The organism is Kitasatospora sp. MAP5-34, assembly GCF_029894335.1.
Taxonomy (GTDB): Bacteria; Actinomycetota; Actinomycetes; order Streptomycetales; family Streptomycetaceae; genus Kitasatospora.
Genome location: NZ_JARXZC010000009.1, coordinates 109,485 through 123,257 on the forward strand (window position 1 = coordinate 109,485; position 13,773 = coordinate 123,257).

At 69.5% G+C, this 13,773-nt stretch carries 15 protein-coding genes; 11 read left to right on the forward strand and 4 right to left on the reverse strand.

Translation table 11 applies throughout. The annotated features are described in order from the left end of the window. The first annotated feature begins 223 nt into the window (after window positions 1-223). Entirely contained in the window at window positions 224-1,417 is a 1,194-nt protein-coding gene (locus P3T29_RS11035; RefSeq protein ID WP_280716160.1) for an RtcB family protein, read from the forward strand. Window positions 1,418-1,459: 42 nt separating this feature from the next. Here P3T29_RS11035 and P3T29_RS11040 read toward each other — a convergent pair whose 3' ends face one another. Then, entirely contained in the window at window positions 1,460-2,005 is a 546-nt protein-coding gene (locus P3T29_RS11040; RefSeq protein ID WP_280716161.1) for a DUF1707 and FHA domain-containing protein, read from the reverse strand. A 144-nt stretch (window positions 2,006-2,149) separates the two neighbouring features. Here P3T29_RS11040 and P3T29_RS11045 point away from each other — a divergent pair, with 144 nt between their 5' ends. Beyond that, entirely contained in the window at window positions 2,150-3,061 is a 912-nt protein-coding gene (locus P3T29_RS11045) for a glutaminase (protein WP_280716220.1), read from the forward strand. An 81-nt stretch (window positions 3,062-3,142) separates the two neighbouring features. After that, window positions 3,143-3,481, forward strand: a complete 339-nt coding sequence (locus P3T29_RS11050; RefSeq protein ID WP_348532815.1) for a hypothetical protein — start codon at window positions 3,143-3,145, stop codon at window positions 3,479-3,481. A 61-nt stretch (window positions 3,482-3,542) separates the two neighbouring features. On the opposite strand, the gene P3T29_RS11055 is transcribed toward P3T29_RS11050, so the two are convergent. Further along, window positions 3,543-4,508: a COX15/CtaA family protein gene (locus tag P3T29_RS11055; protein WP_280716163.1), complete on the reverse strand. Its 966-nt coding sequence runs from the start codon at window positions 4,506-4,508 to the stop codon at window positions 3,543-3,545. A 324-nt stretch (window positions 4,509-4,832) separates the two neighbouring features. Here P3T29_RS11055 and P3T29_RS11060 point away from each other — a divergent pair, with 324 nt between their 5' ends. Further along, window positions 4,833-5,456 carry an LPXTG cell wall anchor domain-containing protein gene (locus P3T29_RS11060; protein WP_280716164.1) on the forward strand — a complete coding sequence of 208 codons (624 nt, stop codon included), beginning with the start codon at window positions 4,833-4,835 and terminating at the stop codon, window positions 5,454-5,456. Window positions 5,457-5,545: 89 nt separating this feature from the next. On the opposite strand, the gene P3T29_RS11065 is transcribed toward P3T29_RS11060, so the two are convergent. Together P3T29_RS11065 and P3T29_RS11070 are read right to left on the reverse strand one after the other, a co-directional pair. Continuing rightward, a complete protein-coding gene (locus tag P3T29_RS11065) occupies window positions 5,546-6,313 on the reverse strand; it encodes an ABC transporter permease (protein WP_280716165.1) in 768 nt (255 codons plus the stop codon). Then, window positions 6,310-7,236 carry an ABC transporter ATP-binding protein gene (locus tag P3T29_RS11070; protein ID WP_280716166.1) on the reverse strand — a complete coding sequence of 309 codons (927 nt, stop codon included), beginning with the start codon at window positions 7,234-7,236 and terminating at the stop codon, window positions 6,310-6,312. The genes P3T29_RS11065 and P3T29_RS11070 overlap by 4 nt, the downstream gene beginning before the upstream one ends. Before the next feature lie 183 nt (window positions 7,237-7,419). On the opposite strand from P3T29_RS11070, the gene P3T29_RS11075 reads away from it, so the two are divergent. The 7 genes from P3T29_RS11075 to sufU are packed head-to-tail and all read left to right on the forward strand — an operon-like array spanning window position 7,420 to window position 13,760. Beyond that, window positions 7,420-8,220, forward strand: coding sequence for a helix-turn-helix domain-containing protein (locus P3T29_RS11075; protein ID WP_280716221.1), 801 nt, complete (start codon window positions 7,420-7,422; stop codon window positions 8,218-8,220). After that, entirely contained in the window at window positions 8,217-9,632 is a 1,416-nt protein-coding gene (gene sufB, locus P3T29_RS11080; protein WP_280716167.1) for a Fe-S cluster assembly protein SufB, read from the forward strand. Before P3T29_RS11075 ends, sufB begins: the two co-directional genes overlap by 4 nt. A gap of 57 nt (window positions 9,633-9,689) precedes the next feature. Continuing rightward, window positions 9,690-10,925, forward strand: coding sequence for a Fe-S cluster assembly protein SufD (gene sufD / locus P3T29_RS11085; RefSeq protein ID WP_280716168.1), 1,236 nt, complete (start codon window positions 9,690-9,692; stop codon window positions 10,923-10,925). After that, window positions 10,922-11,239, forward strand: coding sequence for a non-heme iron oxygenase ferredoxin subunit (locus P3T29_RS11090; RefSeq protein ID WP_280716169.1), 318 nt, complete (start codon window positions 10,922-10,924; stop codon window positions 11,237-11,239). Before sufD ends, P3T29_RS11090 begins: the two co-directional genes overlap by 4 nt. A 2-nt stretch (window positions 11,240-11,241) precedes the next feature. Then, complete coding sequence (sufC, locus tag P3T29_RS11095; protein WP_280716170.1) at window positions 11,242-12,006, forward strand: Fe-S cluster assembly ATPase SufC; 765 nt, start codon at window positions 11,242-11,244, stop codon at window positions 12,004-12,006. 29 nt (window positions 12,007-12,035) lie between these two features. Beyond that, window positions 12,036-13,289 carry a cysteine desulfurase gene (locus P3T29_RS11100; RefSeq protein WP_280716222.1) on the forward strand — a complete coding sequence of 418 codons (1,254 nt, stop codon included), beginning with the start codon at window positions 12,036-12,038 and terminating at the stop codon, window positions 13,287-13,289. Between the two features lie 18 nt (window positions 13,290-13,307). Further along, window positions 13,308-13,760, forward strand: coding sequence for a Fe-S cluster assembly sulfur transfer protein SufU (gene sufU / locus P3T29_RS11105; protein WP_280716171.1), 453 nt, complete (start codon window positions 13,308-13,310; stop codon window positions 13,758-13,760). Window positions 13,761-13,773: the final 13 nt, after the last annotated feature.

The window sequence follows — 13,773 nt, forward strand, 5'->3', positions numbered from 1 at the left end:
TAGCTCCCGCAGCCAGTCAGGCGCACAACACCGGGAGAGGAGGCGGTCACCATGCGGGTCGAGCAAGCCACCAGGCGCTACAGCTCCCCACGACGACCGCTGTCCCTCCGCTTTTCCGCCTGAGCGGCGCCTACTCAGACTTCCCCGAGCCACGCCGGAAGCTTCGCGCGGCAGCACATCACACCTAGGCTTGAACCAACCGACCCCTGGAGGTCGATCCACCATGTCGTACACCGAAGTTCCCGGCATCCGAGTACCGATCCGGATGTGGACCGACCCGGCCACGGTCGAGGGTCAGGCCATGCAGCAGCTGCGCAACATCAGCTCCCTGCCCTGGCTGCACGGCCTCGCCGTGATGCCCGACGTCCACCTCGGCAAGGGCGCGACCGTCGGCTCCGTCATCGCCATGAACGGCGCGGTCTGCCCCGCCGCCGTGGGCGTTGACATCGGCTGCGGCATGAGCGCCGTCAAGACCTCCCTCACCACCAAGGACCTCCCGGACGACCTCTCCCGGCTGCGCTCCAAGATCGAGCAGATCATCCCGGTCGGCCGGGGCATGCACTCCGACCCGGTCGACCCGCGCAAGCTCCACGGCTTCGCGACGGCGGGCTGGGACGACTTCTGGCAGCGCTTCGACGGGGTGGCTCACGACGTGAAGTGGCGGCGCGAGCGGGCCATGCAGCAGATGGGGACACTCGGCTCGGGCAACCACTTCATTGAAGTTTGTACAGATTCTACCGGTGCCGTCTGGCTGATGCTGCACTCCGGATCGCGCAACATCGGCAAGGAACTGGCCGAGCACCACATGGAGGTCGCCCGCTCGCTCCCGCACAACCAGGGCCTGATCGACCGCGACCTCGCGGTCTTCATCTCGGACACCCCGCAGATGGCGGCCTACCGTCAGGACCTGTTCTGGGCGCAGGAGTACGCCAAGAACAACCGGGCCATCATGATGGCGCTCTTCCAGGACATCGTCCGGCGCGAGTTCCCGAAGGCCAAGGTCGCTTTCGAGAGCGTGATCAGTTGCCACCACAACTACGTCTCCGAGGAGACGTACGACGGCGTCGAGCTGCTGGTGACCCGCAAGGGCGCGATCAAGGCGGGCTCCGGCGACTACGGCATCATCCCGGGCTCGATGGGCACCGGCTCGTACATCGTCCGTGGTCTCGGCAACGAGGCGGCGTTCAACTCGGCCTCGCACGGCGCCGGCCGGAAGATGAGCCGCACCGCCGCCAAGAAGCGGTTCACCGCCGAGGACCTGGCGGAGCAGACCAAGGGCGTCGAGTGCCGCAAGGACAGCGGCGTGGTCGACGAGATCCCGGGCGCGTACAAGCCGATCGAGAAGGTCATGGCCCAGCAGAAGGACCTGGTCGAGGTGGTGGCTCAGCTCAAGCAGGTGGTCTGCGTCAAGGGCTGACGGATGGGAGTGGGCAGCCGGGCTGCCGGCGCCCCACTCCCATCACCCCGCCGCGAGGCGGAAGTTGAGGATGCCGAAGGTGACCTGGTCGCCCGGGTGGACGCGGACGGCGCCGATCACGCGGAGGCCGTTGACGTGAGTGCCGTTGCTGGAGCCGAGGTCGTGCAGGATCCAGCCGTCGGTGTCGTGGCGGAGTTCGGCGTGGGTGCGGGAGACCGAGCTGTCGCCGAGGCGCAGGTCGGAGCCCTGGAGGCGGCCGATCCGGACCGGCCGGGTGCCCGGTGCGGGGAGGATCAGGCCGGGGAGCTGTTCGGTGCGCCAGGTGTTGCGGAGCCGGGCGGTGAAGGCGGACAGCTGGCCCACCGTCCGCAGCAGCAGCCGGGAGACCCGGCGGTCGGCGGGCAGGTCGAAGAGCGCGGCGTCCAGTTCGGCCCGGCTGCGGGCGGTCAGGACGAGTTCGATCCGGCCCATGAAGGTGTCCTGCGAGAGCCGGCCGCTGCCGAGGTTGTCGCGCAGGGTCCCGAGAGCTCTCTCCCGTTCGGCCTCCGACGGGCGTGCCACTCGCGTCAGAAACTCAGGGGGCGTCATGGACCGATTCTCGGCTGCCCGGTAGGCGGTGTCCAGATCCGGGCCGGTGGGACGAGTGGGGTGAACTTCGGCGGGCGGTGGGATTTCGCGACATGGCCCGTCCCGGAGGGAGCCGTGCGGAATGACAATGTGCAGAATGTCCGGGTGGACTACCAGCAGCTACTGCGCGACGCGATGGACACCGCCCGAAGGCTCCCGGCCCGGGGGCGGCCCGCCGACTACATCCCCGCGCTCGCCGCCGCCGACCCGGAGGCGTTCGGGATGGCGCTGGCGACGGTCGACGGCGAGGTGCACGGGGTCGGGGACTGGGAGCACCCGTTCTCGATCCAGAGCGTCTCGAAGCTGTTCACCGTCGCGCTGGCGCTGGCGGAGGGCGGCGACGGGATCTGGCAGCGGGTGGGCCGGGAGCCGTCCGGCAACCCGTTCAACTCGCTGGTGCAGCTGGAGTCCGAGCAGGGCATCCCGCGCAACCCGTTCATCAACGCGGGCGCGCTGGTGGCCACCGACCGGTTGCTCGAACTGACCGGTGACGCGGCCGGCACGGTCCGGGACTTCCTGCGCGCCGAGTCCGGCAACCGGCTGATCGCCACCGACGACGGGGTGGCCTCCTCGGAGGCGCGGCACGGTCACCGGAACGCCGCACTGGCCCACTTCATCGCGAGCTACGGCAATCTGCGCAACCCGGTGGACAGCGTGCTGGCGCACTACTACGCGCACTGCGCCATCTCGGCAAGCTGCCGTGACCTGGCGTTGGCGGGTCTCTTCCTCGCCCGGCACGGGCTGCGCACGGACGGCTCCCGGCTGCTGACGCGTAGCGAGGCCAAGCGGGTGAACGCGGTGCTGCTGACCTGCGGTACGTACGACGCGGCGGGTGAGTTCGCCTTCCGGGTGGGGCTGCCGGGCAAGAGCGGGGTGGGCGGGGGAGTGCTGGCGGTGCTCCCGGGGCGGGGCGCGGTGTGCGTGTGGAGCCCCGGGCTGGACGCGGCGGGGAACTCGGTCCTGGGAGTGGCCGCACTGGACGCGCTGACCACCGCGACGGGCTGGTCGGTGTTCTGACCTGCCGGGGGCACAGGGTGTGGCCCGCCGCACACGCCCTCGCCGTCGCCAGTCCGGCTACCGCTCGGTAGCATGCGGGACATGAGCAGCGCAGAGACCGCAACCCCCGCCGCGCCGGACGCCCGCGCCGAGCGCCGTGCCAAGCGCATCGCCAAGCACATCGGCAGCTTCGCCAAGCAGCACGGCGGCAGCGCCGACGGTGTCGTCGAGTACGTCGGCGGCATCGCCACCCGGATCGTCATGGTCGGCGCGGACGGCGCCTGGGGCGACCAGGTCGCCCCGACGTACGCCGTCGGCCGCCGGGCGGCCGAGCTGGCCGGGCTGACGCTGCACGACTCCTTCGAGGGCGAGCTCGCCCTCCGGGTGAGGACCAGCCCGTACGAGTGGAAGCGGATGGCCGGCATCCAGCTCGGCGGCTGATCGACCGTACGTACGACGAAGGCCCTGACCGAGCCGGTCAGGGCCTTCGTCGTACGTACGGTCAGGCGTTCTGCAGGGCCTGGGCCGGGACGGCGGGTGCCGGCTCCTCGGGCCGCTGCCGCAGGGCGAGCGGGATGCGCAGGGCGGCGATCCAGACCAGGGTGGCGCCGAGCATGTGGATGCCGACCAGGATCTCCGGGACGTTGGTGAAGTACTGGACGAAGCCGAGCAGACCCTGTGCCAGCAGGACGACGAACAGCTCGCGGGCGCGGGCCCGGGCGGCCGGTGGGGCCTTGACGGCGGCGAAGGCGAAGATCACCGCGAGCGAGAGGCCGACCGTGATGAACGCCAGGTCGGCATGGGCCTGGGCGAGCCGGTCGTAGTCGAGCGGGATGCGCGGCACCGGGTGCTTCAGGTCGGTGAAGGCGCCCGGGTGGTGCCCGGCCCCGGTCACCAGGGTGCCCGCGACGACCAGCAGGCCGGTCGCGGTCACCAGGACGCGCGACAGCTGGATCAGCGGCTGGGACACCACGGGCTGCGCGGGACCGTCACCCTCCTTCGAGCGCTCCCACATCAGGACGGCCACCCAGACCAGCCCCATCGCGGCGATCAGGTGCAGCGCCACGACGTACGGGTTGAGGCCGGTCAGCGTGGTGATGCCACCCAGCACGGCGTTGCTCATCACCAGCCAGAACTGCGCCCAGCCCAGCTTGGTGAGCGTGCGCCGCCAGGGCTTGTGCGAGCGCGCGGCCAGGATCGCCCAGCCGACCGCCGCGCAGAGCACGTACGTCAGCATCCGGTTGGTGAACTCGATGACGCCGTAGATGCCCATCTTCGGGGTCGGCACGAGGCTCTCGCCCGTGCACTTGGGCCAGGTCGTGCACCCGAGCCCGGAGCCGGTCAGCCGGACGGCGCCGCCGGTGACCACGATGACGATGCTCATCACCAGCGCGGCCAGCGCGGCCCGTCGGACGAGCTCGGCGGACGGGTGCCAGCGGTCGGCGAGGAGGGAGGAGGGGGTACGCACCCGCCCATCCTAGGTCGGCTGGTTGCCGATCTTGGGGCGGGGCCATCCGGTGCCGCGCGGAACCGTGAAACGGACAGTTCGGGGCGGAACGATCAGCCGATCGCTGTGCATGATCCTTTATTGATCGTTCGCGTTCGATCGGGGTTCATTTTCTGTCATACGGAGTGTCAGGTGCAGTGGTTGTGATGAGCTGACCGAACGCGCGTATTTCAGCCGTCCGGCGGGGATGGCAGGGCGCTCGGAGGCCGGTAGAGTCCGGTCCTCGGGGTAATTGGAAGGGGCAATGCCCTTCCGTACCAAGGCTGTTCGGGAGGGAAAGTCGATATGGCGGTAAAGCGTCGGATATCCGGTGGGATGGTTGCGCTGGCAGCGGGAGTGGGGCTGCTCGCGCCCCTGGCGCTGGCGGGCGTCGCTTCGGCGCACACGCAGGAGATCAGCTCGACCTGTGGCTCCGTCACGGTCAAGCTGCGCAACTACAACCCGGACGCGAAGTACAAGAACACGGTCAGTGTCACGATCGGCGGCAAGGCGGTCATCGCCGCGCAGCAGTTCCCGGACTCCTTCGAGCAGACCTTCAACGTCGACCCGAAGCACACCGCGCCGATCGACGCCGTCGTGAAGGTCGCCACCTCCGAGAACCCGGACAACCCGGCCTGGAACAAGACGCTCACCGAGAGCATCGCGGTCTGCCCGGTGACTTCGCCGAGCCCGAGCCCCTCGCACTCGTCGAGCAGCCCGTCACCTTCGCCCTCGCACTCGGTGACGCCGAGCGTGCACCCGTCGACCAGCAAGCCGGCCACGGCGACGCCGAGCCCCACCGGCCCGGTACTGGCCTCCACCGGCGGCGGCGGTGACGCCCCGCTGATCGCGGCGGCGGGCGCGGGCGTGATCGTGCTCGGTGGCGGGCTGCTCTTCGCGAGCCGTCGTCGCAGCGCCCGTCGCCACTAGGCACCCGGGCAACGAGCAAGGGGCGCGAGGCTCTACCTCGCGCCCCTTGCTCGTTCGCGGTTCGTTCGTGGCTGGTCCAGCTCTGGCGCTTATTCCCAGCGGAAGAAGCGTGCCGCAGCGGCCAGTCCCAGGACCGCCCAGGCGGCGAGGATGCCGAGGTCCGACCAGGGCATGCCGGCGCCGTACTGGAGGACCGAGCGGAGCCCGTCCGAGAGCGCGCTGATCGGCAGCAGGTCCAGTACGGACCGGACGCCCGACGGGAACTTGGCGAGCGGCACGATCACGCCGCCGGCCAGCAGCAGCAGGATGAACACCAAATTGGCGGCGGCCAGCGTCGCCTCCGCCTTCAGCGTGCCGGCCATCAGCAGGCCGAGGCCGGAGAACGCGGCGGTGCCCAGCACCAGCAGCGCGACCACCGCGAGGGCGTTGCCCTGCGGGGACCAGCCCAGGGTCAGCGCGATCGCCGAGAGCAGCGCGACCTGCAGCGCCTCGGTGACCAGCACGCATCCGGTCTTCGCGGTGAGCAGCGCCCAGCGCGGCAGCGGGCTCGCGCCCAGCCGCTTCAGTACCCCGTACCGGCGTTCGAAGCCGGTCGCGATGGCCTGGCCGGTGAAGGCCGTGGACATCACGGCGAGGGCCAGCAGTCCGGGTGCCAGGAAGTCGACCCGCTTGCCGGGCCCGGTCACCGAGACCACGTCCACGGCGCTGAAAAGCACCAGCAGCACGGTCGGGATGATCACGGTGAGCAGCAGCTGTTCGCCGTTGCGCAGCAGCATCTTGGTCTCGAACAGGGTCTGCGCGAGCAGCATCCGGCCGACGGGGGCCGCGCCGGGGGCGGGGGAGTAGGAGGTGGTCATGAGCGCAGGTCCCGTCCGGTCAGATCGAGGAAGACGTCTTCGAGGCTGCGCCGTTGCACCGTCAGGCGGTCCGGCATGACGCCCGCCTGTGCGCACCAGCCGGTGACGGTGGCGAGCAGTTGGGGGTCGATCGGTGCCTCGACCCGGTACGAACCGGGGGTGGGTTCGGTGACGGACGCGCCGTCGGGGAGCACCTTGAGCAGTGCGCCGAGGTCGAGTCCGGTCGGGCCGTCGAAGCGCAGGCTGCTCTCCGCGCCGCCTCGGCAGAGCTCCTCGGGGCTGCCGGTGGTGATCACGCGGCCCTGGTCGATGATCGCGACCTGGTCGGCGAGCTGTTCGGCCTCGTCCATGTGGTGGGTGGTGACGACGACGGTGACGCCGTCCCGCCTGAGGTCGCGGACCAGCTCCCAGGTGGCGTGGCGGGCCTGCGGGTCGAGGCCGGCGGTGGGTTCGTCCAGGAAGACCAGCTCGGGGCGGCCGACCACGGCCATCGCCAGCGCGAGGCGTTGCTGCTGGCCGCCGGAGAGCCGCCGGTAGGTGGTCCGGCCGCAGGAGCCGAGGCCGAGGCGCTCGACCAGGTCGGGGACGTTCAGTGGGTTCGCGTGCAACTTGGCGGTGTGTTGGAGCATCTCGACGGCGCGTGCACCGGCGTACACGCCACCGGACTGCAACATGACACCGACGCGAGGTTTCAGCTGTGCGGCGTCCGTGACCGGATCGAGTCCGAGGACGCGGACGGTGCCCGCGTCGGGGCGGCGGTAGCCCTCGCAGATCTCGATGGTGGTGGTCTTTCCGGCGCCGTTCGGGCCGAGCACGGCGGTGACCGCCGCGCCCGGGATGACCAGGTCGAGGCCGTTCACCGCCGCCTTGGAGCCGTACCGCTTGACCAGTCCGGCCACCGAGACCGCAGGTTGATTCCGCATACGAGGGAGTCTAAAAGGCGCTCGCCGGGGCTCTCAGGTAAGGCTTGCCTGCGTGACTGACACCACGAATGAGGCGTGCATCACGGCTTGTCCTTCCGTGAGTAATTACGCAACACTGGTGTTGTGAAAACATCTCGCGAGCACGACCAGCAGCTGGAGGCCGAGTCGGCCCCCGGTTGCGCCGTGCCCGAGACGGCGACCGAGGTGCTGCTCGACGGGCACCGGGCCACCAGGGACAGGGTCGCTCGTTCGATCCTCGACCACGGGCCCTCCTCGGCCGCCGACCTGGCAGGACGGCTGGGCCTCACCAGCGCCGCCGTCCGCCGCCACCTGGACGGGCTGCTCGCAGCCGGCCTGGTCGAGTCCCGCGAGCAGCGGGTCTACGGCAGCCGGGGCCGGGGCCGTCCGGCCAAGCTCTTCGCGCTCACCGAGTCCGGCCGGGACGCCTTCTACCAGGCGTACGACCAGCTCGCCGCCGACGCACTGCGCTGGATCTCCGACGCGGTGGGTGGCGGCAAGGCGGGCGAGGAGGCGGTCGCCGCCTTCGCCCGGGCCCGGTTCGCCAAGCAGGGCCAGAAGTACCTCGATTCGCTGGAGCAGGCCGGTGACGGCCTGCGGACCGAGGCGCTCGCCGAGGCCCTCAGCGCCGACGGGTACGCTGCCACTGTGCGGCGAGTGCCGTCAGCCGGTGTCTCGAAGGCTCCGGTCGGCGCTCAGCTCTGCCAGCACCACTGCCCGGTCGCGCACATCGCCGAGCAGTTCCCGCAGCTCTGCGAGGCGGAGACCGAGGTCTTCTCCCAGCTTCTGGGCACCCATGTGCAACGGCTGGCCACGATCGCCCACGGCGACGGGGTCTGCACCACTTATGTGCCGGCACCCGGTGCCGCATCGTCGCACGGCAAGCGCCAGGCGCCCGATGCCGCGCCGACTGCCGGTACGTCAATCCCATCAGCACCTGCGTCCGCGCGGAGGAACCTCGCATGACTGACACCGTTTCGCACCCGGAGCTCGACGGCCTGGGCACCTACGAGTACGGCTGGTCCGACCCCGACGCCGCCGGTTCGCTGGCCAAGCGCGGCCTCAGCGAGGACGTCGTCCGCGACATCTCGTCCAAGAAGTCCGAGTCCGAGTGGATGCTGAACCTGCGTCTCAAGGGCCTCAAGCTGTTCGGCAAGAAGCCCATGCCGACCTGGGGCTCCGACCTGTCGGGCATCGACTTCGACAACATCAAGTACTTCGTGCGTTCGACCGAGAAGCAGGCCGAGTCCTGGGAGGACCTGCCCGCCGACATCAAGGCGACGTACGACCGCCTCGGCATCCCGGAGGCGGAGAAGCAGCGCCTGGTCGCCGGTGTCGCCGCGCAGTACGAGTCCGAGGTCGTCTACCACCAGATCCGTGAGGACCTGGAGGAGCAGGGCGTGCTCTTCCTCGACACGGACACCGCGCTGAAGCAGTACCCGGAGATCTTCAAGGAGTACTTCGGCACCGTGATCCCGGCGGGCGACAACAAGTTCGCCGCGCTGAACACGGCCGTCTGGTCCGGCGGCTCGTTCATCTACGTCCCCCCGGGCGTCAAGGTGGACATCCCGCTGCAGGCCTACTTCCGGATCAACACCGAGAACATGGGCCAGTTCGAGCGGACGCTGATCATCGTCGACGAGGACGCCTACGTCCACTACGTCGAGGGCTGCACCGCGCCGATCTACTCCTCGGACTCGCTGCACAGCGCCGTGGTCGAGATCATCGTCAAGAAGGGCGGCCGCTGCCGCTACACGACGATCCAGAACTGGTCGAACAACGTCTACAACCTGGTCACCAAGCGCGCCGTGGCGTACGAGGGCGCGACCATGGAGTGGATCGACGGCAACATCGGTTCCAAGGTCACCATGAAGTACCCGGCCGTCTACCTGATGGGCGAGCACGCCAAGGGCGAGACGCTGTCGATCGCGTTCGCGGGCGAGGGCCAGCACCAGGACGCCGGCGCCAAGATGGTGCACATGGCGCCGAACACCTCCTCCAACATCGTCTCCAAGTCGGTGGCGCGTGGCGGTGGCCGGACTTCGTACCGTGGTCTGATCGAGATCGGCGAGGGCTCCAAGGGCGCCAAGTCGAACGTGATGTGCGACGCGCTGCTGGTCGACACCATCTCGCGCTCGGACACCTACCCGTACGTGGACGTCCGCGAGGACGACGTGTCGATGGCGCACGAGGCGACGGTCTCCAAGGTCAGCGCCGACCAGCTCTTCTACCTGATGAGCCGGGGCCTGACCGAGTTCGAGGCGATGGCGATGATCGTCCGTGGCTTCGTCGAGCCGATCGCCCGCGAGCTCCCGATGGAGTACGCGCTGGAGCTGAACCGGCTGATCGAGCTGCAGATGGAGGGCTCCGTCGGCTGACGTCAGCCGCGCGAAGCCTCAGCCCACACCTTTCAGGAAGAGAGCACCACGACAGCCATGGCTGACGTCAACACCCCCTCCGGCTCCACGACGGCCGGTTCGATCGAGGTCGGCACCGCCGGCGCAGGCGTGCAGCTGGCCGGTCCCGGCACGGGCCGCGCCACCGTCACGCAGCCGATCGACGCCCGCGTCGCGACCAAGCCCTCGTACGACGTGAACGACTTCCCGGTGCCGACCGGCCGCGAGGAGGACTGGCGGTTCACCCCGCTGCACCGCCTCGCCGGTCTGCACGACGGCACCGCCGCCGAGGGCGCGAACGGCGAGGACAAGGTCGAGTTCGGCCTGCCCGACGGCGTCACCGCCGAGACGGTCGGCCGCGACGACGCCCGCCTGGGCAAGGCCGGCAAGCCGGTCGACCGGGTCGCCGCGCAGGCGTTCAGCTCCTTCAAGGAGGCGCTGGTCGTCACCGTCCCCAAGGACGCGGTGCTGACCGAGCCGGTGAAGATCGACGTGCACGGCGAGGGCGGTGTCCGCTTCTCCCACGTGGTGATCGACGTCAAGCCGTTCGCCGAGGCCGTCGTGGTGCTGAACCACACCGGTACCGGCACCCGGGCCGCCAACGTCGAGCTGCTGGTCGGCGACGGCGCGAAGCTGACCTTCGTGTCTGTCCAGGACTGGGAGCGCGACGCGGTGCACGCCGCGCAGCAGACCGCCCTGGTCGGCCGGGACGCCTCGCTCAAGTCCGTCGTGGTCACCTTCGGTGGCGACCTCGTCCGGCTGCACCCGCGTGTCACCTACGCCGCCCCCGGCGGCGAGGCCGTGCTCTACGGCCTGTACTTCGCGGACGCAGGCCAGCACCAGGAGCACCGCCTCCAGATCGACCACGACACCCCGCACTGCCGCTCCAACGTGGTCTACAAGGGCGCGCTGCAGGGCCAGGACGCGCACGCGGTCTGGGTCGGCGACGTGCTGATCCGCGCCGCCGCCGAGGGCACCGACACCTACGAGCACAACCGCAACCTGGTGCTCACCGACGGCGCCCGGGTCGACTCGATCCCGAACCTGGAGATCGAGACCGGCGAGATCGTCGGCGCCGGCCACGCCTCGGCGACCGGCCGCTTCGACGACGAGCAGCTGTTCTACCTCCAGTCCCGTGGCATCCCGGCCGACGAGGCCCGCCGCCTGGTGGTGCGCGGCTTCTTCGCCGAGCTGGTGCAGCAGATCGGTGTCCCGGAGATCCAGGACCAGCTGCTGGAGAAGATCGACGCCGAGCTGGAAGCGAACGTCGGATGAGTTATCTCCGTGCCTGTTCGATCGCCGACCTGGCGGAGGACGTCCCCAAGCGCGTCGAGCTCAACGGTGTGCCGGTCGCTCTCGTCCGCACCGACGAGGGGGTGTTCGCGATCAACGACATCTGCTCGCACGCGAACGTCTCGCTCTCCGAGGGTGAGGTCGAGGACTGCATGATCGAGTGCTGGCTGCACGGCTCCAGCTTCGACCTGCGCTCCGGCAAGCCCTCCGGGCTGCCCGCCACCAAGCCGGTTCCCGTTTACCCCGTAAAGATCGAAGGGGACGATGTGCTCGTCTCCGTCAACCAGGAGTCCTGAGCATGGCAACCCTTGAAATCCGCGACCTGCACGTCTCCGTCGAGACCGAGGGCGGTGCCCGCGAGATCCTGCGCGGCGTCGACCTGACCGTGAAGCAGGGCGAGACCCACGCCATCATGGGCCCCAACGGCTCCGGCAAGTCGACCCTGGCGTACACGCTGGCCGGCCACCCGAAGTACACCGTCACCAGCGGTGAGGTGCTGCTCGACGGCGTCGACGTGCTCGCGATGACCGTTGACGAGCGCGCCCGCGCCGGTGTCTTCCTGGCCATGCAGTACCCGGTCGAGGTCCCCGGCGTCTCGGTCTCCAACTTCCTCCGTACCGCCGCCACGGCGATCCGTGGCGAGGCCCCGAAGCTGCGGCTCTGGGTCAAGGAGGTCAAGGCGGCGATGGCCGCCCTGCAGATGGACCCGGCGTTCGCCGAGCGCAACGTGAACGAGGGCTTCTCCGGCGGCGAGAAGAAGCGCCACGAGATCCTCCAGCTCGAGCTGCTCAAGCCGAAGATCGCGATCCTCGACGAGACGGACTCCGGTCTGGACGTCGACGCGCTGCGCCAGGTCTCCGAGGGCATCAACCGGGTTGCCGCCTCGGGCGAGGTCGGCACCCTGCTGGTCACGCACTACACCCGGATCCTCAAGTACATCAAGCCCGACCACGTCCACGTGTTCTCGGCCGGTCGCATCGTCGAGTCCGGTGGCGCCGAGCTCGCGGACAAGCTGGAGAACGAGGGCTACGCGGCATACGTGAAGGGCGGCGCTTCCGAGTGACAACCCATCCCGGCTCGGCATTCGCGGGCCTGCTGGCTCCGGCCCAGGAGTTCGGCGACCTGCTCCGCAAGGACTTCCCGATCCTGCAGCGCGTGCTGCACGACGAGAAGCCCCTGATCTACCTGGACAACGCGGCGACCTCCCAGAAGCCCCGGCAGGTGCTGGACGCCCTCAACGCGTACTACGAGCGCCACAACGCCAACGTGCACCGTGGCGTGCACGTGCTGGCCGAGGAGGCCACGGCGCTGTACGAGGGCGCTCGTGACAAGGTCGCGGCGTTCATCAACGCGCCGAGCCGGGACGAGGTGATCTTCACCAAGAACGCCTCGGAGTCGCTCAACCTGGTCGCCAACATGCTCGCCTGGGCCGATGAGCCGTACCGCGTGGACGCGGACGCGGAGATCGTCATCACCGAGATGGAGCACCACTCCAACATCGTCCCGTGGCAGCTGCTCTCGCAGCGCACCGGCGCGAAGCTGAAGTGGTTCGGGCTCACCGACGAGGGTCGGCTCGACCTGTCCAACATCGACGAGCTGATCACCGAGAAGACGAAGATCGTCTCCTTCACGTTGGTCTCCAACCTGATGGGCACGGTCAACCCGGTCGAGCAGATCGTCCGCAAGGCCCAGTCGGTCGGCGCGCTGGTGCTGATCGACGCCTCGCAGGCCGCCCCGCACATGGTGCTGGACGTGCAGGCGCTGGAGGCCGACTTCGTCGCCTTCACCGGGCACAAGATGCTGGCTCCGACCGGCATCGGCGTGCTCTGGGGCCGCCAGGAGCTGCTGGAGGACCTCCCGCCGTTCCTGGGCGGTGGCGAGATGATCGAGACCGTCACGATGGGCTCGTCCACCTACGCCCCCGCGCCGCACAAGTTCGAGGCCGGTACGCCGCCGATCGCGCAGGCGGTCGGTCTCGGCGCGGCCATCGACTACCTGACCAACATCGGCATGGACAAGATCGCCGCTCACGAGCACACGCTCACCGAGTACGCGGTCACCCGCCTGCAGGAGGTCCCGGAGCTGCGGATCATCGGCCCTCGCACGGCCGTCGACCGTGGCGCCGCGATCTCCTTCGTGCTCGGCGACATCCACCCGCACGACGTGGGCCAGGTGCTGGACGAGCAGGGCATCGCCGTCCGGGTCGGCCACCACTGCGCGCGGCCGGTCTGCCTGCGGTACGGAATTCCGGCGACCACCAGGGCGTCGTTCTACCTGTACTCCACGCCGTCCGATGTCGACGCACTCATCGACGGCCTGCAGCACGTCCGCAACTTCTTCGGCTGACGGGCGGAGGGACCACACATGAAGCTCGACTCGATGTACCAGGACATCATCCTGGACCACTACCGGAACCCCCACGGCAAGGGCCTGCGCGACGGCGACGTCGAGGTGCACCACGTCAACCCGACCTGTGGCGACGAGATCACCCTGCGGGTGCGGCTCGACGGCCCGGTCGTGGCCGATGTCTCGTACGAGTCGCAGGGCTGCTCGATCAGCCAGGCCAGCGCGTCCGTCCTGAACGACCTGGTGGTCGGGAAGAACGTGGGCGACGCCCAGGCCGTCCAGGAGGCGTTCCTGGAGCTGATGCAGAGCAAGGGCACGTCCGAGGGTGACGAGGAGGTGCTGGAGGACGCCGTCGCGTTCGCCGGTGTGTCCAAGTTCCCGGCCCGGGTGAAGTGCGCACTGCTGAGCTGGATGGCCTGGAAGGACGCGACCGCCAAGGCGCTCGCCCAGCAGCCCGCCGTCAACGACTGACCTGCGACCTACC

What these genes read in the sequence shown, in the direction of transcription:
- P3T29_RS11035 (WP_280716160.1), top strand. Translation starts at nt 224, where the DNA reads ATGTCGTACACCGAAGTTCCCGGCATCCGAGTACCGATCCGGATGTGG.
- P3T29_RS11040 (WP_280716161.1), bottom strand. Translation starts at nt 2,005, where the DNA reads ATGACGCCCCCTGAGTTTCTGACGCGAGTGGCACGCCCGTCGGAGGCC.
- P3T29_RS11050 (WP_348532815.1), top strand. Translation starts at nt 3,143, where the DNA reads ATGAGCAGCGCAGAGACCGCAACCCCCGCCGCGCCGGACGCCCGCGCC.
- P3T29_RS11060 (WP_280716164.1), top strand. Translation starts at nt 4,833, where the DNA reads ATGGCGGTAAAGCGTCGGATATCCGGTGGGATGGTTGCGCTGGCAGCG.
- P3T29_RS11065 (WP_280716165.1), bottom strand. Translation starts at nt 6,313, where the DNA reads ATGACCACCTCCTACTCCCCCGCCCCCGGCGCGGCCCCCGTCGGCCGG.
- P3T29_RS11070 (WP_280716166.1), bottom strand. Translation starts at nt 7,236, where the DNA reads ATGCGGAATCAACCTGCGGTCTCGGTGGCCGGACTGGTCAAGCGGTAC.
- sufB (WP_280716167.1), top strand. Translation starts at nt 8,217, where the DNA reads ATGACTGACACCGTTTCGCACCCGGAGCTCGACGGCCTGGGCACCTAC.
- sufD (WP_280716168.1), top strand. Translation starts at nt 9,690, where the DNA reads ATGGCTGACGTCAACACCCCCTCCGGCTCCACGACGGCCGGTTCGATC.
- P3T29_RS11090 (WP_280716169.1), top strand. Translation starts at nt 10,922, where the DNA reads ATGAGTTATCTCCGTGCCTGTTCGATCGCCGACCTGGCGGAGGACGTC.
- sufC (WP_280716170.1), top strand. Translation starts at nt 11,242, where the DNA reads ATGGCAACCCTTGAAATCCGCGACCTGCACGTCTCCGTCGAGACCGAG.
- sufU (WP_280716171.1), top strand. Translation starts at nt 13,308, where the DNA reads ATGAAGCTCGACTCGATGTACCAGGACATCATCCTGGACCACTACCGG.